This window comes from Bifidobacterium sp. LH_730 (assembly GCF_056355835.1).
Genome location: NZ_JBKETB010000004.1, coordinates 68449 through 91680, shown reverse-complemented (window position 1 = coordinate 91680; position 23232 = coordinate 68449). Strand labels below are relative to the sequence as shown.

General features: G+C 66.2%; 18 protein-coding genes. 6 read left to right on the top strand and 12 right to left on the bottom strand.

Annotated features, from left to right (window positions below):
- Positions 1-133: 133 nt before the first annotated feature.
- Both AC1AUD_RS06785 and AC1AUD_RS06780 read right to left on the bottom strand, forming a co-directional pair.
- Positions 134-643, bottom strand: coding sequence for an N-acetyltransferase family protein (locus AC1AUD_RS06785; protein WP_476573327.1), 510 nt, complete (start codon positions 641-643; stop codon positions 134-136).
- A gap of 171 nt (positions 644-814) precedes the next feature.
- Complete coding sequence (locus tag AC1AUD_RS06780) at positions 815-4084, bottom strand: UPF0182 family membrane protein (protein ID WP_476573325.1); 3270 nt, start codon at positions 4082-4084, stop codon at positions 815-817.
- A gap of 99 nt (positions 4085-4183) precedes the next feature.
- Here AC1AUD_RS06780 and AC1AUD_RS06775 point away from each other — a divergent pair, with 99 nt between their 5' ends.
- Positions 4184-5407: a glycoside hydrolase family 3 N-terminal domain-containing protein gene (locus tag AC1AUD_RS06775; RefSeq protein WP_476573323.1), complete on the top strand. Its 1224-nt coding sequence runs from the start codon at positions 4184-4186 to the stop codon at positions 5405-5407.
- Between the two features lie 18 nt (positions 5408-5425).
- On the opposite strand, the gene nadD is transcribed toward AC1AUD_RS06775, so the two are convergent.
- From nadD to AC1AUD_RS06760, 3 genes are read right to left on the bottom strand one after another with little or no spacing between them, the layout of a single operon-like run.
- Entirely contained in the window at positions 5426-6127 is a 702-nt protein-coding gene (nadD, locus tag AC1AUD_RS06770; RefSeq protein ID WP_476573321.1) for a nicotinate-nucleotide adenylyltransferase, read from the bottom strand.
- Positions 6124-6705: a phosphoribosylglycinamide synthetase gene (locus AC1AUD_RS06765; protein WP_476573592.1), complete on the bottom strand. Its 582-nt coding sequence runs from the start codon at positions 6703-6705 to the stop codon at positions 6124-6126. The genes nadD and AC1AUD_RS06765 overlap by 4 nt, the downstream gene beginning before the upstream one ends.
- Positions 6706-6722: 17 nt before the next feature.
- Positions 6723-8048, bottom strand: coding sequence for a glutamate-5-semialdehyde dehydrogenase (locus AC1AUD_RS06760; protein WP_476573319.1), 1326 nt, complete (start codon positions 8046-8048; stop codon positions 6723-6725).
- 202 nt (positions 8049-8250) lie between these two features.
- On the opposite strand from AC1AUD_RS06760, the gene thrC reads away from it, so the two are divergent.
- Complete coding sequence (gene thrC / locus AC1AUD_RS06755) at positions 8251-9738, top strand: threonine synthase (RefSeq protein WP_476573590.1); 1488 nt, start codon at positions 8251-8253, stop codon at positions 9736-9738.
- 125 nt (positions 9739-9863) lie between these two features.
- On the opposite strand, the gene AC1AUD_RS06750 is transcribed toward thrC, so the two are convergent.
- The 3 genes from AC1AUD_RS06750 to AC1AUD_RS06740 all read right to left on the bottom strand — a co-directional run bounded on the left by AC1AUD_RS06750 (position 9864) and on the right by AC1AUD_RS06740 (position 15128).
- Positions 9864-12563, bottom strand: coding sequence for an ABC transporter permease (locus AC1AUD_RS06750; RefSeq protein WP_476573318.1), 2700 nt, complete (start codon positions 12561-12563; stop codon positions 9864-9866).
- Positions 12564-12587: 24 nt separating this feature from the next.
- Positions 12588-13505 carry an ABC transporter ATP-binding protein gene (locus tag AC1AUD_RS06745; RefSeq protein WP_476573316.1) on the bottom strand — a complete coding sequence of 306 codons (918 nt, stop codon included), beginning with the start codon at positions 13503-13505 and terminating at the stop codon, positions 12588-12590.
- Positions 13506-13811: 306 nt separating this feature from the next.
- The gene (locus AC1AUD_RS06740) at positions 13812-15128 is read right to left on the bottom strand and encodes an O-acetylhomoserine aminocarboxypropyltransferase/cysteine synthase family protein (RefSeq protein ID WP_476573315.1); all 1317 of its coding nucleotides are present in this window, start codon (positions 15126-15128) and stop codon (positions 13812-13814) included.
- Positions 15129-15321: 193 nt separating this feature from the next.
- Between AC1AUD_RS06740 and AC1AUD_RS06735 the strand changes: the two genes are divergently transcribed.
- Positions 15322-16194 (top strand): bifunctional hydroxymethylpyrimidine kinase/phosphomethylpyrimidine kinase, encoded by an 873-nt coding sequence (locus AC1AUD_RS06735; protein WP_476573313.1) that lies wholly within the window; start codon positions 15322-15324, stop codon positions 16192-16194.
- A gap of 107 nt (positions 16195-16301) precedes the next feature.
- On the opposite strand, the gene AC1AUD_RS06730 is transcribed toward AC1AUD_RS06735, so the two are convergent.
- The 3 genes from AC1AUD_RS06730 to AC1AUD_RS06720 form a co-directional block, all read right to left on the bottom strand.
- Positions 16302-16964: a hypothetical protein gene (locus tag AC1AUD_RS06730; protein WP_476573312.1), complete on the bottom strand. Its 663-nt coding sequence runs from the start codon at positions 16962-16964 to the stop codon at positions 16302-16304.
- A gap of 106 nt (positions 16965-17070) precedes the next feature.
- Positions 17071-18591: a sensor histidine kinase gene (locus AC1AUD_RS06725; protein WP_476573310.1), complete on the bottom strand. Its 1521-nt coding sequence runs from the start codon at positions 18589-18591 to the stop codon at positions 17071-17073.
- Positions 18588-19289 (bottom strand): response regulator transcription factor, encoded by a 702-nt coding sequence (locus AC1AUD_RS06720; protein ID WP_476573309.1) that lies wholly within the window; start codon positions 19287-19289, stop codon positions 18588-18590. Before AC1AUD_RS06720 ends, AC1AUD_RS06725 begins: the two co-directional genes overlap by 4 nt.
- A 226-nt stretch (positions 19290-19515) precedes the next feature.
- Between AC1AUD_RS06720 and AC1AUD_RS06715 the strand changes: the two genes are divergently transcribed.
- From AC1AUD_RS06715 to AC1AUD_RS06705, 3 genes are read left to right on the top strand one after another with little or no spacing between them, the layout of a single operon-like run.
- The gene (locus AC1AUD_RS06715; protein ID WP_476573588.1) at positions 19516-19935 is read left to right on the top strand and encodes a YraN family protein; all 420 of its coding nucleotides are present in this window, start codon (positions 19516-19518) and stop codon (positions 19933-19935) included.
- The gene (locus AC1AUD_RS06710) at positions 19935-21476 is read left to right on the top strand and encodes a YifB family Mg chelatase-like AAA ATPase (protein ID WP_476573307.1); all 1542 of its coding nucleotides are present in this window, start codon (positions 19935-19937) and stop codon (positions 21474-21476) included. Before AC1AUD_RS06715 ends, AC1AUD_RS06710 begins: the two co-directional genes overlap by 1 nt.
- Positions 21476-22852, top strand: coding sequence for a DNA-processing protein DprA (locus AC1AUD_RS06705; RefSeq protein WP_476573305.1), 1377 nt, complete (start codon positions 21476-21478; stop codon positions 22850-22852). The genes AC1AUD_RS06710 and AC1AUD_RS06705 overlap by 1 nt, the downstream gene beginning before the upstream one ends.
- Here the strand turns inward: AC1AUD_RS06705 and AC1AUD_RS06700 are convergent.
- Entirely contained in the window at positions 22849-23199 is a 351-nt protein-coding gene (locus AC1AUD_RS06700; RefSeq protein ID WP_476573303.1) for an MGMT family protein, read from the bottom strand. The two genes, AC1AUD_RS06705 and AC1AUD_RS06700, sit on opposite strands and share 4 nt — an antisense overlap.
- Positions 23200-23232 lie beyond the last annotated feature (33 nt).

Genomic DNA, 23232 nt, shown 5'->3' with positions numbered 1-23232 from the left:
TGGCGTCGCCATCCGCATAGGCCACGCATAGAACGCCTCGATATCAAGGCATGGCATAGGGCATGTCGCCATAGGAGCGCCAACTGTTGCGCCCATCCGCCAACTGTTGTTCTCAGGGCAGTGCAGCAGACCCTCACAGGTCAAGGAACCAATAGGTCAGATCGTGCATGCCGGCGGTGGAGCGTGAGGCGTTGGGCAGGAACCCGAAACGGGTGAAACCGGCATGGTTCACCAGCGCGGTGGAGCCAGCGTTGTTGGCGAAGATCACGGCGATAAGCTTGCGCATGCCGCGTCGACGCGCCTCGGCGATCAGGAAGTCGAGCATGGCGCCGCCAACGCCGTGACGGTGCCGGTCACGGGCGACGTAATACGCAAGATCGCCCACGCCGTCGTATCCGGGGCGGTCGTAGAACACACTCAGCGCGCAGAAGCCGACGACCGATCCCCTGTCGCCGCATGGGGATTCATCGTTGCCATCGGGCGTTTCCTCGGCCACGAACACGGCATACGGCGGCACATGGGATTCGACCCACGCCCTGCGCTGGTCGAGCGTCTGCGGCACGAGATCGGATGTGGAGCCGCCGTCTTCGATCGCCTCGTTGTAGATGCGCGTGATGGCGGGGATATCTGAATCCTCGGCCATTCGGACGTTGAGCATGAGTATCCCCGTTCGGTTTCGCCATCACACACTTGTCATCCTGAGCGGAGGCCTGCAGGGCCGGAGTCGCAGGCTCTCAGAGCCGGGCGGGCAAGATCCTTCGACTCCGCAGCTTCGCCGCTTCGCTCAGGATGACATTGGCTGTGGCAGCCAATGTCACTTGTCGAGTTCGAGGGCCTTGTTGAGGGCGTCCTCAAGCTGCTTCTGCGCCTCGCCGTAGGCGGTCCAGTCGCCGTTCTTCATGGCGGACTGGCTGTCCTTCATGGCTTGGGCGGCGTCATTCAGCGCCTGCTGGAGCTCAGGGCTGCGTCCGGCGCCCGTCGACGGAGCGGAGGGCTCCGTGGAGCTGCCGCTGCCTTCGGCCTTGCCATCCGAGTTGTCGGAGGCCGTCGAGTCACCGGATGCCTCGTCCTTCGCGGACTCATCGCCGGTATCGGCATCGGCATCGCCGCCGGGCGCGTTCTCGGCGTCGCCCGCGGAGGCGCCGGAGTTGCCGCCGAAGACCTGGTCAAGCGCCTCGTCAAGCGTGTTGGCGAAGCCCACCTGATCGCCGAAGGCCACCAGCACCTTCTTCAGCAACGGGAACGACGTGGAACCGGAGGACTTGACGTACACGGGCTGCACATAGACGAGTCCGCCGCCCAGCGGCAGCGTCAGCAGGTTGCCGCGCACCACATTCGTCGAACCCGATTGCAGCAGGTTCAGCTCCTTGGACACATCGGCGTTCGCATTGAAGTTGTTCTGCGCCTGGCCGGGGCCCGGCACGTTGGAGTCCTTGGGCAGCTCCTGCAGGCGGATCGTGCCGTAGTTCGGCCCGATCACGCCGGCCTTGTTTCCGGCGTCGGAGTCGACCGACAGGAAGCCGGTCAGGATCTCACGCGTGGAGGTGCCGGCCGGGATGTAGGTGGAGGTCAGCGAGAACACCGGCTGCTTGGTGCCGCCGGTCTGCAGCGTCAGATAGTAGGGCGGCTGCAGGATGTCGGCCTGCTGCGCCTGCTGGGATTCGGTCGGATCGACCGGCGTCTGCCAGAAGTCCTCGCCGGAGTAGTACTGCGAGGCGGAGGTGACGTGGTACTTCGACAGCAGCTCGCGCTGCACCTTGAACAGGTTCTCCGGGTAGCGCATATGGCTCATGAGGTCGCCGGAGATCTCCGAGAGCTGGTGGTACTGGCCCGGGAAGATCTGCTCCCACGCCTTGATCACCGGATCGCTCTGGTCCCACACATAGAGGTCCACGGAGCCGTCATAGGCGTCGACGGTGGCCTTGACGGAGTTGCGGATGTAGTTCGCCTGCTGGCGGTTCAGCCCCTGCACGGTCTGCGAACTGACGGTGGTGGAGTCCTCGGTGGCCTGCCCCAGATCGGTCATCTGCGAATACGGGTAGGCGTCGGAGGTGGTGTAGCCGTCGACGATCCACTTGACGCGCCCGTCCACGACAGCCGGGTAGACGCGTCCGTCGAGCGTCAGATACGGCGCGACCTTGGCGACGCGTTCGCGCGGCGAACGGTCGTAGAGGATCTGCGAGTCGGAGGTGACGCGGTCGGAGAAGAGGATCTGGTCCGAGCCGAAGCGGATCGCATAGAGCAGACGGGAGAACAGGTTGCCCACGGAGGGGCCGCCGTCGCCGTCGAAGGTCGTCAGAGCGCCGTCGGAGCCGGTCGGATAGTCGAATTCCCACGGATCGGTGCCCTCGGGGGCGCCCACGATGGAATATTCGCTCATCTTCGGGGAGAAGTAGATGCGCGGCTCGTACTTCTGCTCCTCGGTGAGCTTGCCCTGCGTGGGGATGCCGTATTCGAAGAACCGCGGCTGGCCGTCGGCGGTCACCTTGTTGCCGTAGGCGGCGACGACGCCGTAGCCGTGCGTGTAGACGGTGTGGTCGTTGACCCAGTTGCGGTTGTCGTTGCCGGCGAGGTCGAGCTCGCGCGCGGCGATGACGGTGTCCTGGCTGACGCCGTCGATGTCGTATTTGTCGACGGCCAGCGAGTCCGCGAAGGTGTAGTACTGCTTGGACTGCTGCAGCTGCTTGAAGGTCGGCGAGACGACCTGCGGGTCGAGCAGACGGATCTGCGCGGTGGTCTCGGTCTCCCCCGCCAGCGCGCCGGATTCGCCCTTGGTGGAGGCCTGGTAGTTCTCGGTCTTGAGTTTGTCGAGGCCGTAGGCGGCGCGCGTGGCGTCGATGTTGCGCTGGATATAGGTCGATTCCATCTCCTGCGCGTTCGGGTTGACGCGGAAGCGCTGCAGCACCATCGGCCAAACGACGGTCAGCACCAGACCGACGACCACGACGGCGGCGATGGCGACGACCGGAGTGCGCCATGCCTTGAGCGCGGCGGATGCGGGCACGGCCGCGCCGGAGGAGGACAGGGCCTTGGTGCACATCAGCCAGACGGCCAGCACGATGCCGAGGAGGGCGATCAGGCCCGCCATGACGAAGGTGACCGGGATGGTGGCGTGGACGGTGGTGTATTCGGCGCCGGTGATGCGTTCGCCGGCCTGCGTCAGATGCGAGAACACGCCGAAGGCCATGCGCACGGCGAAGGCGAGCATATTGAGCAGCAGCCAGATGGCCAGCTGACGGCGGGCGCGTTTGGTGACCGCGAGGATGCCGCGGCCGCCGGTGGGCATGGTCAGGCGGATGCCGCCCATCATCACATGGGTGACCACGGAGAAGACCAGGCCGACGATCAGCAGCATCGAGACGGCCGAGAGCACGAGGTTCAGGCCCGGCAGCACGAACACATAGAAGCCGTTGTCCAGTCCGAACTGCGGATCCTTGGTGCCGAAGGACTGGGCGTTGAACATGAGCAGGATCTCGGACCAGTTCGCATTGAACTGCGCGCCGAACACCGCGCCGACGATCAGGGAGATCACGACGGCCGCGCGGCGGGCGTTCTTGGAGCTCACCGACTTGCCGACCTCGACCACGTCGCCCTTGATGCGGATCGTCGAGCCGTCGGAGGAATCGGGGCGCGCGCGGATCGCCAGCCACGCGGAGACGAAGCCGACCACGGCCATGAGCAGCGCGTAGGCGACCCATAGGCCGATCTTGACGCCCAGCTGCGTCCAGACCACCGATTGGAAGCCGAGCTGGCCATACCACATGAGGTCGGTGATGAAGCGTGACAGTCCGAAGAACAGCGCCACGACGACGAGCAGCGCCACGACGACGCCGATCAGCACCTTCGAGCCACGCGACATGCCGGGGCCGGAGGGACGGGAGGGCTTGCGCGGGATGCGCGGCATCGCCGGCCCGCGGGGCGGCATGCCGGTGCCGCCGGGGCGTCCCGGGCCCGCGGACTGCCGTCCGTCGCCATCGGTCTCGACGTCGAGGATCACGGGATCGTCGTCGGCGCCGCGGCGCGCGTTGGAACGGCGGGGGTCCTCATTGGGATCGAACATTCCCAGAATATCGAAGAAAGACATGTTTCAAGCCTATCGAAAGGGCCTCACATCCCTCTTAGGGCAGAAAACCAACGCCTCTCCCCACGCCCATTCCAGCCCGGCCTAGGGTAAGTGAGTGTGATGGCGAAGAGACGATTGGCGAAAACCATGGCGGCGATACTTGCGGTGGTGCTCGCGCTCGTCGCGGCATGGGTGTGGTTGACGCCGGATCGCACCGACGACGCGACACACGACACGGTTGATGAGCATGCCGGAGACTCCCCCATCATGACCTTGGAGCGAGCCGAGACACCGGCTCCCGATATGTCGGCGCAGGGGCGGGCGCGACGCGCGGTGGCGGCCATGACGCTTGAGGAGCGGGTGGGGCAGCTGGTGATGGTGCCGCTGTTCGCCGGTCAGGATCCGGCCTCGCTTGCCGACGCGGTCGGCGCGCGGCATGCGGGTTCCGTGCTGTTGCTGGGCAATTGGACCTCGAGAACCTCGGGCGTCAGGGCAGCGGTGGATGCCGTGCGCGCGCTTTCCGGTTCCGGCGCCGGTCTTGTGGTGGCCGCCGATCAGGAAGGCGGTCTGGTCCAGCATTTGCAGGGCCCCGGCTTTGATGCGATGCCCTCCGGGCTGGCACAAGGAGGCATGGCGGAAGGCGACCTGCGGGCGCAGGCGGGCGTCTGGGGCTCGCAGCTCAAGGCCGCCGGCGTCGATGTGGATCTGGCGCCGGTGAGCGACACGGTGCGCGTGGCGCGCGCATCGAATGCGCCGATCGGCGCCTTGGGTCGCGATTTCGGCCTCGACGCGGCGGGCAATGCCTCCCACGCCTCGGCCTTCGTCGAAGGCATGCGCGATGCCGGCGTCGGCGCGGCGATCAAGCATTATCCGAGCCTCGGCGCCGTGACCGGCAACACCGATTTCACCGCCGAGGGCATCCTCGATGTGACCACGACGCTCGATGGCGAGGAGGCCGGCGTCTTCCACCGGGTGATCGACGAGGCGCAACCCTCGATGGTGATGATGTCGCTGGCGACGTATCAGGCCATCGATCCGAGCGCCCCGGCGGCGTTCTCCCCCACGATCATCTCCGATCTGAGGCAACGCAGGGGTTATCAGGGCGTCGTCATATCGGATTCGCTGTCGGCGGCGGCCTTGGGTTCGATTCCCGTCGATCAGCTCGGCGTCCGGCTCGTCGAGGCGGGCGGCGATCTCGCCTGCATCGGCGAGAGCTCCTATGTCTCGCCGATTCTCGATGGACTGAACGCCCGGGCGGCCTCGGATCCGGCCTTCGCCGAACTGGTGACGCGCTCGGCCGAACGTGTCATGACGCTCAAATACCAGCTCGGCTTGGCCTCCTAATGCAACGGAGACCCGTCTTCAGCGACGGTAGAGGCCGTGTTTGCCGATGTATTGGACGACGCCGTCGGGCACGAGATACCACACGGGTTCGTCGGCATGCGCGCGACGACGCACGTCGGTGGACGATATCGCCAGCGCCGGTATCTCCAGGGTGTCGACCTTGCCCTCGGGCAGGCGCACGCCATCGGGCCTCGAGTATCCGGGGCGCGTGACGGCGACGAAGTGGGCGAGCTCCCACATGCGCCCGGCGTCCTTCCATTCCATGATCTCGGCGACGGCGTCGGCGCCGGTGATGAAGAACAGCTCGGCGTCGGGATGCTCGGCGCGGATATCGCGCAGGGTGTCGATCGTGTAGGTGATGCCGGGGCGGTCGATATCCACGCGCGACACCGTGAACTTGGGGTTCGAGGCGGTGGCGATCACCGTCATCAGATACCGGTCCTCGGCGTTGGTGACCTGCTTGTCGAGTTTGAACACCGGCCGGCCGGTGGGCACGAAGATCACCTCGTCGAGGTCATAGACCCACGCCACCTCGGAGGCCGCGACCAAGTGGCCGTTGTGAATCGGATCGAAGGTGCCGCCCATGATGCCGATGCGCGGGCGGGCATGCCAGTTGCCGCGCGTGGAACGACGCCCGGTGCCCGGCGTGAGCGTGGGCACGACCTCCTCGTCCTCGGACAGGTCGGACATGCGCCGCTGCGCGCCCTCCGAAGCGATCATGCGCCGCCCTCCCCACGGGTCTCGGCGTCCTCGGCGCGCGTCTCGGCCTCGATGCCGTCGGCCGTGGCGTCGTCTCCGCCATCCGGGTCGATCTTGCCCATGTCCTCGTCCCATTCGTCCTGCACGACGCGGCGGATCTCGGCGAAGGTCGGCAGCGGGAATCCGGGCTGGTAGAGGCCGCGGACCTCGGCGACGCGTTCGGTGACGCGCACCAGGGTGTCGGTCATGCCGTCCACGTCGCCTTCGCGTTCCATCGCGCCGAAACGTTCGATGTATTGCTCCATCACCCGCATCTGCTCGCCGACGGCGGCAAGCTGCCGCTCGTCGAGGTCCATGACCTCGGGCGAGTCCTCCGCCGGCCAGCCGATGAGCACGGCGTCCGCGTATTCCAGCGAGGCTCGTTGGCTTGCGGAGGCGATGCCGTCCTCGATCTGCACAAGGAAGACATAGCGCACGATGCTCAGCCGCTCCGCCGCGATCTTGAGTCCCGCCTTCGGATCGGCCAGATCGAGATCGGGCCTCAAGGCGCCGATGCCCATCGTCATGCCCTTGCGCACCTCGCCATCCGTGGCGTGCATCGCGTCGTTCATTCCGGTCATGCCCTCACCTGTCCCATGCCATATCCGATCCATTTGCACGTCGTCATTTCCCTCAGGCCCATCGGCCCCCGGGCATGCATCTTCTGCGTGGAGATGCCCAGCTCGGCGCCGAAGCCGAACACGCCGCCGTCGGTGAAACGCGTGGAGGCGTTGACCATGACCACGGCCGAGTCGATGCCGGCGGTGAACCGTTCAATCGACGTGTAGTCCTCGGAGACGATGGACTCCGTGTGCCCGGTGGAATGCGCGTTGATATGGGCGATGGCCTCGTCCAGCGAATCGACGATTTTGACGCCCATCTCAAGGGCGAGATATTCGGTGTCCCAATCCTCGTCCATGGCGCGAACCAGAGATCCTTCGACTCCGCGGCCATCGCCGCTCCGCTCAGGATGACATCTCGAAAGAATCCCATACGCCCGCTCGTCGGCATGCAGCAGCACGCCACGATCCCACAGCTCCTCGGCCACACGCGGAAGGAAGGAGCCGGCCGCATCGGCGTGGACGAGCAGTTTCTCGGCGGCGTTGCACACGCCGACCCGCTGCGTCTTGGCATTGACCACGATCGGCACGGCCTTGTCCGGGTCCCCGGTGCGGTCCATGTAGATGTGCACGTTGCCGGCGCCGGTCTCGATCACCGGCACCCGGGAATTCTCGACGACGGCTTGGATCAGCCCCCTGCCGCCGCGGGGCACCAGCACATCGATGTGGCCGCGCGCCTCCATCATGGCGGTGGCGCCGTCGCGGCCGAAATCATCGACCGAGGCCACGAGGGCCGGATCGAACTCCAGGGAGGCCAGCACGCGCCCCACGACCGCCAGCGTCGCGGCGTTGGTGCGTTCGGCGGCGTGCCCTCCCCTGAGGATCGCCGCGTTGCCGGATTTGAGGCACAGGCTGGCCACATCGACGGTGACGTTGGGCCGGGCCTCGTAGATCATGCCGATCACGCCGAGCGGCACGCGCACCTGCTGCAAACGCAATCCGTTCTCGAGGTTGTATCCGCGCACGACCTCCCCCACGGGGTCGGGCAGCGTGGCGACGTGACGCACGCCCTCGGCCGCGGCCTTCACGCGCGCGGCGTCGAAAAGCAACCGGTCGAGCTTGCCCGCGGCCATGCCGTCGGCGCGCGCGGCCTCCATGTCATCCGCGTTGGCGGCCTCGATGCCCTCCGCCCCCTCGTCCAGTGCATCGGCAAGCGCCATGAGCAGATCGTTCTTGCGTCGCGTGGATGCCTGCGCGAGCGCCCGCTGCGCCGTGGCGGCCGCGTCGGCGCGCGCGTTCACGGCTTCGACGGCCCGCCTCATATGATTCGTCTCGTCGGTCATGTTCCTAAAATACCGCCTTTGCACGATAAGGGAGGGCAGATCCCCGCCCCGCGGCCGCCGCCATGGATGACGGGGACGTTCCCCATGCTCCGCGCGCAGGGCATCGATGGCGGCTTTCCGCCCCTCCTTTGCGTCTCCCCATATCCCAGCCGGCCGTTAGACTGGGGTGGTATTCGCGTCGCATATCACCAACCTAAGGATTATCGTGACCACGTTCCATTCCACGCGCTCCACCACCGACTCGCTCACCTCGAAGCAGGCCATCCGCCTCGGACTGGCCGACGACGGCGGTCTGTTCGTCTCCGACCAACTCGGCGAGACGAAGGTGCCGATCGACGACCTGGCGTCCCTGTCCTATCAGCAGATCGCCGCCCGTGTGCTCGGCGCGCTGCTGCCGGATTTCACCGAGGAGGAGCTCGGCGAATGCATCGCCGAGGCATACGGCGACCAATGGGCCGACGAGCGCATCACCCCGGTCAAGCCGTTGGGCGAGGACTGGGTGATGGAACTGTTCAATGGCCCGACCTCCGCCTTCAAGGACGTGGCCCTGCAGATCCTGCCCCGGTTCATGGCGCGCACCACGCCGGCTGGCGGCGACGCCGACGAACGGATCATGATCCTGACGGCCACCTCGGGCGACACCGGCAAAGCCGCGCTGGCCGGCTTCGCCGATGCCCCGGGCACCGCGATCACCGTCTTCTATCCCGCCGGCAAGGTCAGCCAGGTCCAGGAGCTGCAGATGAGCACGCAGGCCGGCTCGAATGTCTCCGTGGCCGCCGTCGAGGGCAATTTCGACGACGCGCAGACCGCCGTCAAGAACATCTTCGCCGACCATGAGCTGGCCAAGGAACTGGCCGGCGCATCGCACACCGTGCTCTCCTCCGCCAACTCGATCAACGTGGGCCGTCTGGTGCCGCAGGTCGTCTACTATTTCTCCGCCTACGCGCAGCTGCTGGCCAATCAGACGATCAACGTGGGCGACGAAATCGAGTTCGTCGTGCCGACCGGCAACTTCGGCGACGTGCTCGCCGGATACTACGCCAAGCTGCTCGGCCTGCCGGTCAAGCATCTCATCGTCGCCTCCGACAGGAACAACGTGCTCTTCGACTTCCTGACGACCGGCACCTACAACCGCCAGCGCCCGTTCTTCCAGACGATTTCGCCGTCCATGGACATCCTCGTCTCCTCGAACCTCGAACGCATGCTCTACTACATGTCCGACGGCGACACCCGTCTGATCTCGATGCTGATGAACGACCTCAAGCAGTGGGGCGCCTACGAGGTCCCGGACGAGCTGCTGGCCAAGATCCGCATGATCTTCGGCACTGGCTGGGCCGACGAGGACCAGGTGCGCGAGGCCATCAAGGATTGTTGGGAGAAGAACCACTACGTCATCGACCCGCACACGGCCTGCGGATATTTCGTCTCGCAGATGATTCCGCGCGATCCGCTGGTGCCGCGCGTGCTGCTGAGCACCGCAAGCCCTTATAAGTTCCCCCGCGTGGTCGACGAGGCGCTTGGATTCGAGGCGGACGGCACCGACTTCGAGTGCATGGACGAGCTCGCCCGCCGCACCGGAACCGTTCCGCCGGCCGCGCTGCGCGGCCTCGAGACCGCCGACGTGCGTTTCGACGACGTCATTCCGATCGACGGCATGAAGGGCTACGTGCGCGCCGTCGCCGAGCGCTGAGTCTTCCGTCCCCTCATATTTGCATGAAGGTCCTTCTCCTGCGGGAAGGACCTTCATGCATTTTGTACCGTCCAGGGCGCGCCGCGACGGGACCGACGGGGAGGCACGCGCCGCCGGTGGAGGGGCTAGGCTTCGGCGAGTGCCTCGACCGGTGGCGTCCTCACCGCCCGGCGCGCCGGGAACACGCTGGCCAGCAGGGCCGCGAGCGCCGCGATGCCGAGCACGGCGGCGTCCATTCCCCATTCGACGGGGAAGGCCACGGCGCCGTAGAAGCTGAACACCATATAGGCCCCGGCCCAGCCGAACAACGTGCCCATGACCACTCCGGAGAGCCCCGCGACCATGGAGATGAGCAGCGCCTCGACCGCCAGCGAACGGCGCAACTGCCCGCGCGTCATGCCGATCGCGCGCAGCGTCGCCGATTCACGGGTGCGTTCGATCACGGACAGCGACAGGGTGTTGGCCACGCCGATCAGCGCGATGAACACGGCCACGGCGAGCAGCGCGACGAGGAGCAGCATCATCGAATCGATCGTCGATTCCCATTGCATGCGTCCGGCGATCGGCCCGCCCAGGCTCACGCCGGGCGCGTCGGCGATAATCTGCTGGATGTCGCCGTAGATGTCGTTCGCGCTGCGTCCCGCCTCCCCGTCGACGCGCAGCAGCAGCATATGTCCGTCCGTTGCAAAACCGCCGTCGGCGAAGAGCTCGTCGGAGACGAAGGCGACGGCGTCGTAGGCGTCGGACACACGCCGGTAGTCGGCCTGCGTGACTGTCAGCGACAACTTGGTTCCGCTCGCGTTTCCATCGGATGTTCCGGCATCCGTCGACGCTTCCGCGGATCCGGTTGCGGCGGCAGCGCCGATACGCACGTCGACGGTGCCCCCGGTTAGATCGAATCGTTTGCCGTTCAGCGCCGAATACGTGGGGAACAGCGCCGTGGAACGATTGACGCGCGCCCCGTCGAGGTCGGCTCGCACGACGCGCCCAAGTTCGTCCGTTCCCGTCACGCCCACGAACAGCGCGGAACGATCCTGTCCCTTGGCGTCGGTGAAGCCGCCGACGGCAACAGGCGCGTACACGCTGCCCTCGATGCCATCGACCGCGGCGATCTTGTCGGCGGTCGCCTGGTCGAGGTCGCCGCTGACGATCATATCGACCGAGTATCGGGTGGCGAGCGCATCCCCCATCGTCTCCTTGGCGCTGGCCGCGCCCGTGGCGATGGTGGAGACGAGGGTGACGCCGATCAGCAGCGCGGCGCCGGTCGCGGCCACACGACGCGGGTTCTTCTGCACATTGGCGTGCGCGATGGCGGCGCTTGGCCCCAGATGCGCGACCAGCCAGCCGAAGCCTTTGATCAGCAGCGGCAGCCATGCCACCGCGGTGAGCGTCAGGCCGAGGAACACGAAGGCGCAGCCCGCGATGGCCGTGAGCAGCACCATCGAATACCCGTCGTCCATATTCCGCCCGCCGTCGACCGCGCCATGCACCCAGCTCAACGCCCAGACCGTCATCGCGGCACCGCCGACGACGAGCAATGCGCCAAGGGCGAGGCGCACCCGCCCTGCGCGACGTGCGCCTTCGGCCAGTTCGATCGGCCGCAGCGCCTCCAATGGCGTGACCGAGGTGGCGGTGCGCGCGGACGAGAGGGAGGCCAGCACGGTCACCAGCACGCCGAAGGCCAGCGGCACCACGATCACGGGCCAGGTCATGATGAACCGTGCCTTGAGTCCCATACCCTCGAGCAGTCCTCCATTGCAGGCGAACGCCATGAAGCCGGAACCCGTCCCGATGCCGAGTCCCGAGGCCGCCAATCCCAGCAGGCAGGCTTCGAGCAGCACGGAGCGATGCAACTGGCCCTTCTTCGCGCCGATGGTCCGCAGCAGGGCGAGCGTGCGGCGACGCTGCGCGACCAGCACCTGGAAGGTGTTGGCGATGACCAGCGCGGCGACCAGCATGGCGATGACGCCGAAGCCGAGCAGGAACACGGTGGTGATGCTGGTGCCGCCGATGTCGTATTGCGCGATCGCCTCCGCGTCGACGGCGGCGCGATCCTGGATCGTGAAGTATTGCGGCAGCAGGGTTCGAATCTCCTTGGTGGCGGCCGCCGCCTTGTCCGCTTCGATGTCGAAATAGACCGAGCTCGGACTGATGTCGCCGAAGGTGGCCGCGCCGAGAAAATGCGCCAGTTCGGCGTCGGAGAGCACTCCCGCGCCGCCGTAATACCCGTATATGCCGGTCGGATCGTCGGTGAGCCCCACGACGCGCAGATTCCTCGCCGCCGGCGTTCCCTCCGTTCCGCCGTCGCCTCGCGAAGCGTCGGCGCTGGCCTTGACCTCGTCGCCGACGCGCACGCCGAGGCGGCTAGCAAGATCTGCCGGCAGGGCAATCTCGCCGTTGTCGATCGGCTGCGTTCCCTCGGTGACGTCGACCGTAAGCAGCTTGGCGTCGGGCGAAGTGCTGGTGACCACGACGGTGCCGCGTTTGCCGTCATGCCCGATTTCGAGCGTAAGCGGCTGCGCGTCCGCCCTGACGCCGACGACGCCATCGATGGCGCGCATCCGGTCGAGATGCAGGTCGTCGACGGTGCGGCGGTATATCCGGTCCGTTTCCTCCGGCGTCAGATCCTCCGGTATCTTGCCGACGGAGACGATGTGCGTGGCCCTTGCATAGACGGCGGTCGCCTGGGTTTTCAGGGAGTCGCTCATCGCATTGGAGAACAGCAAGGTCGAGGTGATGAACGCGGTGCCGATGAGGATGGCCAGTCCCGCGGGGATGAGCATCTTGAGGCTTTTGCGCATGAGTTGCAATGTGATCGAGAACATGTCGGTCTCCTATCCCAAGGCAGGTCAGCGCGAGCGACGCGCGCGACGCGACGCGGCGGCGTGGGCGGGCCCGTCCGACGCGATGCGCGGGGCCGGGGCTGGCGGAACGGGCGGAACGACGCCGCGATGCAGTCCTGCCATCGGATCGCCTGCGCCGGAAGCGACATGGACGGCCCGTTCGCGTTCGGCCATCAGCAGCTCGTTCATGCGTTCGGCGGTGGGGTTCGCCTCGTCGGCGACGATGCGCCCGTCGGCGAAGACGATGGCACGGTCGGCATACGCGGCCGCCGCGGCGTCATGCGTGACCATGATGACGGTCTGCCCCAGTTCCTTGACGGAACGCCTCAGGAAATCGAGCACTTCGGCGCTGGACACCGAGTCGAGGTTGCCGGTCGGCTCGTCGGCGAACACGAGCGATGGCTTGGCGATGAGGGCACGGGCGATGGCGACGCGCTGCTGCTGTCCGCCGGACAGTTCGTTGGGCCGATGCGTCAGCCGTTCCCGCAATCCCAGCGTGGACACGAGGCGTCCGTACCATTCGCGGTCCGGCTTGGCGCCGGCCAGCGTCAGGGGCATCAGGATGTTCTGCTCGGCCGTGAACATCGGCAGCAGGTTGAAGCTTTGGAAGACGAAGCCGATCCGGCGGCGGCGCAGCAGGGTGAGTTGGTTGTCGTTCATCGCGGTGATGTCGGCGCCCTCGAACATGATGCGCCCCGAGGTCGCGGAGTCGAGCCCCGCCAGCGTGTGCATCAGCGTGGATTTGCCGGAGCCGGACGGCCCCATGATCGCGGTGAACCGCCCTTTCTCGAAACGCACGTCCACGCCGCGCAACGCGTGCACCTGCGTCTCGCCGCGACCGTAGTCCTTGGTCAGGCCGATGGCCTCGATGGCCGTGGGATAGGTGACGGCGGATGGCTGGGGAATCGTCTGTGGAATCGTCATGTCTGGCGCCTCTCTCTTGGGCCCGGGGCATATCCCGGGCGATGATCCCAAGCTACGGCGCCGTGCCCGCGCTTCCCATCGTGCGTGAGATGGAAGACCTCGTCCCACATCATCCCTAAGAATGACGATTCCCCGCTCAAGCGAGACGCCACATCCTTGCCGTCCTTGTCGCCGGCGTCGCCATCGCATATACGCGAAGACCCCGCGTCGCATGACTCGACGCGGGGTCCCGTTCCTTGGAGTAAGCCCCCTATGCCCGCGGCATCCCCTTCGCGGGCTTGGGATTCGACCGGTTTCCCCTACCGGTTACTTCGCCAGGCCGGAGGCGCGGACGGCCTCGAAGCCGACCTTGAGATCGTCGAGGATGTCCTCGATGTTCTCGGTGCCGATCGACAGGCGAATCGTGCCCTGGTGGATGCCCTGGTCCTCGAGCTCCTCGAGCGTCTCCTGGGAGTGCGTCGTGGAGGCCGGATGAATCACGAGGCTCTTGGCATCGGCGACGTTGGCCAGCAGGCTGAACAGATGCAGGTTGTCGATGAACACGCGCGCCGCATCCTTGCCGCCCTTGATGTCGAAGGTGAAGATCGAACCGGCGCCGTTCGGGAAGTACTTCTTGTAGAGCTCGTGGTCCTTGCGGCCTTCGATGCTCGGGTGGGAGACGGACTCCACCTCGGGCACGGTCTGCAGATACTCGACGACCTTGAGGGCATTCTCGACATGACGCTCGACGCGCAGCGACAGCGTTTCGGTGCCCTGCAGCAACAGGAAGGCGGCGAACGGGGAAAGCGTCGCGCCGGTGTCGCGCAGCAGGATGGCGCGGATGCGGGTCACGAAGGCGGTGGAGCCCAGCGCCTCGTAGAAGTTGAGGCCATGGTAGGAGGGATCGGGCTCCGTCAGTGTCGGGAACTTGCCCGGCACGGCGTTCCAGTCGAAGTTGCCGCCTTCGACGATCACGCCGCCCAGCGTGGTGCCATGGCCGCCGATGAACTTGGTGGCCGATTCGACCACCACATCCGCGCCGTGCTCCAACGGGCGGAACAGATACGGGGTGGCGAAGGTGTTGTCCACGATCACCGGCAGATGATGCTTGTGCGCGATGGCGGAAATCGCCTCGAAGTCCGGCAGGTCGGCGTTCGGGTTGCCGAAGGTCTCGAAGTAGACGAGCTTGGTGTTCTCCTGGATGGCGTCCTCGAACTCCTGCGGGTCCTCCGCGGAGACGAAGGTGGTGGTGATGCCGTCGCGGGGCAGCGTGTGGCGCAGCAGGTTGAAAGTGCCGCCGTAGATGTTCTTCGCGGCGACGATATGATCGCCGGACTGCGTGATGTTGCGCACCGCGTATTCGACGGCGGCGGCGCCCGAGGCAACGGCCAGACCGGCGGTGCCGCCTTCGAGCGCGGCGATGCGGTCCTCGAACACGGACTGGGTGGAGTTGGTCAGGCGGCCGTAGATATTGCCGGCGTCGGCCAGTCCGAAGCGGGCCTCGGCGTGGTCGAAGTTGTGGAATACGTAGCTGGTGGTGGCGTAGATCGGCACGGCTCGCGAATCGGTGGCCGGATCAGCCTGTTCCTGGCCGACGTGCAGCTGCAGGGTTTCGAAACGATACTTCTTGTTGGCTTCGGTCATGGTTCCTTCTCCTTGGGGTTGGTTTTCCGTTCGTTGTGCGGATTGGTTACGACCCTAGGCCGCGACGGCCCATGACACGAGGGGTCCGCTATCGCCTCTGCTTATGGCCTCTTCAAAGCCGAAGCCACCGCCCCGTTGTCGGCCCGGCGGCTAGAGTCAGAGATGATATTTCGCTTTGTGAGAAGGAGCAGCGATGGATGACGTCACCCTATTCGATCGAAATCCCGACTATATTCCGCGTGTGGCCGCGGTGCACGATATGTGCGGCTACGGCAAGTGCTCGCTGACGGCCGCCATTCCGATTCTGTCTGCCGCCGGCTGCGACGTGTGCCCAGTGCCGACTGCCCTGTTCTCCGCGCATACCAAGTACCCGGTGTTCACCTTCCATGACACGACCGACATCCTGTCGGATTATCTCGACGCCTGGCGCAAGGAGGACGTCGAGCTGGACGGCGTGTATTCCGGGTTCCTCGGTTCCGCCGAGCAGGTGTCGCTGATCCAGCGTCTCTACCGCGAGTATCCGGGTGCGCTGCGGCTGGTGGATCCGGTGATGGGCGACGGCGGGGCGATGTATCCGACCTATACGCCGGAGCTCTGCGCGGCGATGGGCGCTCTGGCCGATGGCGCGGATGTGCTGATGCCGAACCTCACGGAGGCCTCGATCCTCACCGGCCGCGATTATCCCGGCCAGGAACTTTCCGATGCCGAGGTCCGCGGCATCCTTGACGCGCTGTTGAATCTCGGCGCGAAGAACGTGGTTTTGAAGGGCATCGACCGTGGTGACGGCCTGCTCCGCAATTACGTGGCCTCGGCCCAGACGGATGTCGACGGCAAGGTCGAACTCGCCCATGAGAAGCTGCCGTATATGATCCACGGCACGGGCGATGCCTTCGCCTCCGCGCTGTGCGGCGCGGTGCTGGCCGGGCGCGGTCTGGCCGAATCGGCGCGCATCGCGGGCGAGTTCGTGCGTCATGCGATGGAATCCACGCGCAACCAGCCGCATTTCGAGGAGCGCGGCGTCAGCTTCGAACTCAATCTGGGCGAACTGACCGGATTGGTGGGCTGAGCGAAGCGAAATGCCCTCGGGCCGGGGTTTCCCGCGGCCCGAGGGCATTCTTTTTGTTTGCAGGCCGCATATCGGCCCAATCCACCGGTTCAATCCACCGGTTTCCTCTACCGGTTCAACGGATCGACAAGGCAGTCATACCAGAGTTGGTATCGTTCGGCATCGTTGATATTATCCGGCTCGAATTGCTGCTCGAACTGTGACTTCCGGTCCGCATCAGCCATGAGTTCCTCCGGGGATCGTTGAGTTTCGCCGCCGCCACTCAACGCGGCGTATTCATCCTCGGTCAGCGAATTGGCGACGCCATCCAGGAAGCCGTTCCGTTTGAAGCAACGGTAGGTTTCGCGCGCCATGGCCTCGGCGTCGAGGTTATCGGGATTGGTGTCCATCATGGACCAGATGCCTTGCACTTCGTCCCAATCGGTGCTCTCCCCGCATTCCTGACTGACCTTCTGGAATTCCTCGGTGCTAAGGCCGCCCCTCAACTGCGTCACCGAGGTGCCGTCGGCATTGGCTTGCAGGCCGTATGGCGCCAGGCATGCGTTGTATGCGTCGTTGAGTTCGGCAAGCTCCGCGTCGCTGACCTTCCCGTCGCGCAGGATCCCTTTGCCGAGATCGGTTTTCGCACGCCCGTAGGCACCTTCCAATTCCTTGGCATATGGGCCGGAGAACGCGGGCTCTCCTTCCTCGGCCGACGAGGCGCCATCGGATGCGGTGGGCGCGCCGCACGCGCTCAGGCCGAACAGCACCGCCGCCACGCATACCGCCATCCTTGACGCCCTTGCCCCGTTCATCATCATCGATTCCCTTCCCATCATTGCGGCATTGTCGTTTTCGAGCTTAGGCTCCGCTTCGTTCGCTCCCCCAACGGCCCTGTCATCCTTGCGATGACATCATGTCCTCGCTGGACGCGACGTCAAGCCGTTTCCCGTCGCCGCGCACCGGGATACGGGCGTAGACCACCCATTCGCCGTCCTCCCCGGTGGCGTTGAGTTCGCCGCCGAGCGTCTCGATGAGCTCGCGATGAAGCCGCAGTCCCGCCCCATGCGAGGCACCCCGCGTCGTCTCCGTCACTTCCATGGTTTCCGCGTCGTCCGTCTGCGTCGTCCGTTCCGCGATGGGGTTTGTTCCCATGATTTCGATGGAGTGCTTCCCCAGCGTGACGACGATGTGATACGCGCCTCCGCCCGGCGTCATATGCCGTGTGATGTTCGCGGTGATCTCGCCCAGCAGCCGTTCCGCGGCACGCACGGCCATCGGATCGGCGTCGGCGGGCAGCGCGCCGTTAAGCGACGCATCTCCCGCAAAGCCAAGCCTTTCCAGTCTCATCCTCGACCTGCGAAGCGCTTCGGCAAGGCCGCCCTTTCCGTCATGGCTTTCCCCCAGCTGCCCGTCCGAACGCAACCCGAAGCGGGCCTTCGAATCCGCCTCGGGACGCATGTCGGTTCCCGACGCCGTACCGGCCAATCGGACCGTGTCGCTTGTATCCGCTGCATCCGCACGCAGCAGATCGATGACCTTGTGCACCTCGTCGAGCACGGCAAGCGCCTGATCGTTGACGAACCGCCAATCGCGCCGTTCGTCCCGAACGATCGAGCCCAATGCTTCGGACGCGTCTTGCGCGTCATACGGACCATACGGGTCATTCGTCCCATCCGCCCCATCCGCTCCGTCGTCATCGGCCGCATCATCCGGCAACTGGCGCAGCCTGCGCTGCGCGGTCAACGCGATATAGCTCAATCCCCCGCTGGCCGTGTCGTGGATGCGCGAGGCAAGCTCCGTGTTGCGTTTGAGCTCGTCGAGTTCCCACTGCCGGCGTTCCAAGGCCATCGCCCGCCGTTCGGATGCGTCGCGTTGGGCGCGCCATCGGAACGACACTCCGATAAGCGTGGCAAGCACGAATGAGCCGACGTAGTTGACCATCTCCACGCCGATGGCCGAAAGCGCCGTATATGAGTCCATGAACGCCGGCACACATTGCGAAACGGTCACGATGCCGCAGGCAAGCACCGCCCATCCGAGGGCGCAGTCGTGCCCGATGAGCACCAGCGCGATCCACATGCCCCACAACGGGCTCGGGCCGGATAGGTCGAGCACGAAGGTGCGCGCCACGATAAGCGCGATGATGCCCCAGCTCGCCGCGCGCGGCCAGAACGGGGTGAGCGCCGTCAGCACCATAAGCGCGACGGACAGCACCTGTGTCTCGACGAACACCGGCGGGATCAGCGACCATTCCACCGCATTCGCCACGATGACGACGACGGCCAGCAGCATGCGGAAGGCGCGTGCCAGCAGCCATGCCATCGCATCCCGACCATTCGGCAGGTGCCATCCACGACCATATGGCAGAGATTCACCAGCTGCATCCCCGTTGTCGCCATGCGGCGCACCGCTCATCGTTCGCCCTCCCCCGCACCGGTCCACAATGCGATGGCGCTGCCGCGCGAGGAACAGCCGAGCTTCCTCACGGCGCGGGCGATATAGGTCTTGGCCGTGGGTAGGCCGACCCCCATCTGCGCGGCCACTGCAACGGTCGGCAGGCCCCTGGAGCACAGGTTCATGGCCTCGGCCTCCCTGTCGGAAAGCAGGAACTGGCGCGGCATGGGCTCGCGCCGAAGCCGCTCATGCGCGGCACGCGAGGTCTCGAACACGACGGACGGCATGCTGGCATTCCATATGCCACCGAGGGCAAGCGCGCGAATCGCTTCGATGATCGGGGCTTCGACGGATTTGGGCACAATGCCCTGCGCGCCGGCCTCGGCCGCCTTGGCGGCGTAGACGGCCAGCGAGAACGAGGTGACGGCGAGCACGGCCACACGGGCGGAGCGCGTCCGGATCGCGCGCGTGACGCTCAGGCCGCTCAGCTCCTCCATCGACATGTCGGTCAGCAACACGTCGGGCGCGGTGCGCGAATCGAGGCAGCGATCGACGGCTTCCCGCCCCGACCGGGTGCGGAAACGCACGCTTGCCTCGGGCATCAGCTCCTTTATGGCGCGGGAGAGGAAGGCGAGCGCGAATTCGTCGTTGTCCAGCAATCCTATGGTGACGATCGGCCGCGTGACCGGACGCCTCTCCTCCTCGTCGACATCCGCCATGGCCAACCTCCCCCATGTGTTCCTGCGGTTCCCACGATAGTCCCGTGCGTCCATGGGCATGGCGGCGTATCGTCATCCCTGAGATGACAGACATGTGGATAACCGGTTTTCCATCCACAGGACTTGTCCACAACACGCCGAGGCCATGGCCTCCGACCACAACGACCGGCCGGCCTTGCCCGCGGCAAGCGGCGCGGTGTCCACTGGAAGCATGGATACGCAGACAATGACATTGCCCGGGGCCATGGCTTCGGATGGCCTTTCCCTTCCCATGCGCAGCGCAGCGCTTCATCCCCGGCAACTCGGGGCGCTCGGCGAGGCACACGCCGCCGCATGGCTCGAACGACGCGGATGGACCGTGCTTGACCGCAACTGGCGGTGCCGTTATGGCGAACTCGATGTGGTGGCCATGGATCCGCAGCGCCACATCGTCTTCATCGAGGTCAAGACCCGGCGGACCGTGCGCCATGGCACACCGCAGGAGGCCGTCACTTCGGCCAAGCAGACGAACCTGCGCCGGGCGGCGGTCCAATGGCTGATCGACCCCGCGCACCGCATCCCGCATGACGGCGTGCGTTTCGACGTGATCTCCATCATGATGCAAGGCGACCAACCCCAGGTCCTCCACATCCCGGGGGCGTTCTGATGGCGATCGGCAAGGCCCTGTCCGTGGGACTGATCGGACTCAAGGCCTTCGTCGTGTCCTTGCAGGCCTTCATCAGTCCCGGACTGCCGTATTTCTCGATCATCGGATTGCCGGACACTTCGTTGTCCGAGGCGCGCGAACGGGTCAAGTCCGCCTGTCAGGCCAGCGGATTCCGATGGCCCGAAACCCGGGTGACGGTGAATATGTCGCCCGCCTCGATGCCCAAACGGGGTTCCTCGCACGATCTGGCGATCGCCGCGGCCGTGGTGAGCGCCGCCGGCGTAATACCGCATGAGTCGCTCGCCGACACCATCGTCATGGGCGAGGTGAATCTCGATGGAACGGTCCGGCCGATCAACGGCATGCTGCCGATCCTGCTGCATGCCCGCGAGCGTGGCATCCGCCAAGTGATTGTTCCAGATGCCAATATGGACGAGGCCTCGCTGGTGGACGGGCTCGATACGGTGGGGGTTCGCCATGTGGGCGAGCTCATCGAACTGATGGGCGGCGCCGCGCGCTATCGGCGTCCCGACGGCGCGGGTTTGGATTCGTCTCCCGACCTAGACGACGCGTTGATGCCGTCCCCTCCTCCCGGGGACATGGCAGAGGTGATCGGCCAGGACACGGTCAAATGGGCGTTGCAGGTGGCTGCGGCGGGCGGGCACCATCTGCTGATGACCGGCCCTCCCGGTTCCGGCAAGACCATGCTGGCCTCGCGCATGCCGGGCATCATGTGTCCGCTTGACGAGGCCGAGCAGCTGGAGGTCGCTTCGATCCGTTCGTTGTGTGGCACGCTGCCCCTGCATGGCATCAGCGACGAGCCGCCCTTCGAGGCGCCGCATCACACCGCCTCCACCGCCTCGCTGGTGGGCGGGGGTTCCGGGCTGGCACGTCCGGGCGCGATCACGCGCGCGCACCGGGGCGTGCTGTTCATGGACGAGGCGCCAGAGTTCTCCACGCATGCCTTGCAGACGTTGCGCGAGCCCTTGGAGTCGGGATATGTGGCATTGTCACGGGCCAAGGGATCGACCTATTATCCGGCGGCCTTCCAGCTGATCATGGCCGCCAACCCATGCCCCTGCGGGTATTCGTATGGCACCGGCGAACGCTGCCGGTGCAAGGAACGCGAACGGGTGCGCTATTTCGCACGCCTGTCGGGGCCGATACTCGACCGCATCGATATCCAGGTGGAGGCGCCGCCGGTGTCTCATATCACGGCGGGAAGCGTCGCGGCCGAGCCACAGGAATCGAGCGCGGCGATGCGCGAACGCGTGATACAGGCGCGTGCCGCGGCCCGGGAACGGTTCGCGGCGCAGGGATGGGGTTGCAATGCGCGCGCCTCGGGCTCATGGCTGCGGGCCCATACCTCGGCGAAGGCGGTCGCCTTGGTCAACGACGCCCTTCAATCGCAGCGGCTGACCCTGCGCGGCGCGGACCGGGCGATGCGCTTGGCCTGGACGCTGGCCGATATGTCCGGGCGCATGTCGCCGGGCCCCGGCGAGATGGCCCAGGGCATCCAGATGAGGACGAAGTGGTCGTGATGGATGCCGACACGTTGGCCAGGGCGACGCTCACCTATCTGATCGAAGGCGCCGATGCGCTGATGTTCGCATCGCTCAAAGGCGCCGGCAACGCCGAGGCATTGCTTGGCTTCATCATGGATTGCCGTCCCGGCGCGCCGGAGGAGCGCGCGGCCCGCAACCGAATCGACCAGGTCTTCGCCGCGGGACTTTCCCGATGGGGAGGACGGGTCGATGCCAAGGCCATGGCCGCGTTCCATCATGCGCTCGACGGTTGGCATCGCCGCCTCGACGCACTGCCTTCGTTTGAGGAGGACCAGTTGCGCGATTGGTTCACGGCGGGCGGCAGGCAATGGATCATCGGTCCCAAAAGCCCGCATTGGCCCGCCCAGCTGGGCGACCTGTCCACACGGCGGGACTGGGCGTCGCCCCTGTGTCTTTGGGGTCTTGGCGACCCGGCGGCGCTATCGAGCTGTCCCCGACCGGTGGCGGTGGTCGGCTCGCGTGGGGCAAGCGATTATGGCCGATCGGTGGCCCGTCAGATCGGCATATGCGCGGCATCCCAAGGGCATCTGGTGGTCTCCGGCGGCGCGATGGGCGCGGACGCCGCCGCGCACTGGGGTGCGCTGGAGGCGATGCGACGTCATGGCGCGCAGGCGGCCGGGCGCACGGTGGCGGTGTTCGCGGGCGGGCTCAACCATATCGGCCCGCACAGCAACCAGCGTCTGTTCGATGCGATCACGGCATCGGGAGGCGCCCTCATCAGCGAACTATGCCCCGGCACGATACCGGAGGCGCGCAGGTTCCTATTGCGCAACCGCATTATCGCGGCCCTGGCTTCGAGCGTGGTCGTCGCCCAGGCCCGCGTCCGGTCGGGAGCGCTGAACACCGCCCATTGGGCCAACGAACTGCATCGGGAGGTATATGCCGTTCCCGGCGATGTCACGGTGCCCGACAACGCCGGATGCAACCGGCTCATCGCCCGTGCCGAAGCCGGCATCCTCGCTTCGCCGGACGATATCGCCGAACTATGCCATCCCCGTCACGCCCCGGTTATCACCGCATCCATGCCGTCTGATGAAACCGCCAGGACGGACGAGGACCGCCAGACACCGAAGAACGGCAACGCCCCGGCCAACGATATCCATCCGGGAAACGGCGACGACGCCTCCCCCGCCGATTCGGCGGACGCCATATGCGCCGCCATCCGCGGATGCGCACGGCGAGGCATGCCCGCCACACCGGATGCCATCATCGGGTTGCTGCGGGAGCAGGGCACGCCGGAGCCACCGACCATCGCCTCGCTGCTCGGCGAACTGGGCCGTTTGGAATTGGAGGGCCGGATCGTCTACGAACACGGCGAGCTACGCGTAGCGAACCGCAACCGCGAAACCTAGGCCTGCCACTGGCAGCGGGCAAGGTCGACGCGCCATCCGTCGGCCCCGGCGTTCGAGCCGTCGTCATCGGCGGGCGGCAGGAAGGCGACGCCCTCGGCCTCCAACAGGGCACGCTGCTCTCCGGGGCCTCCGAAGGCGAAACCGGGGGCCAGGGACCCGTCGCGGAAGACGACGCGATGGCAGGGAATGACGCCGGGCTCCGGATTGGAATGCAGCGCGAAACCGACGAATCTGGCGGACCGCGGCGCGCCGGCCAACGCCGCCACCTGCCCGTAGGTCGCCACCATGCCCTCGGGTATGCGACGCACCACGTCATACACACGCTGATTGAAACTCACCTCGCTCATACGGCCATTCTGCCATGCGACAACCACCCCCTG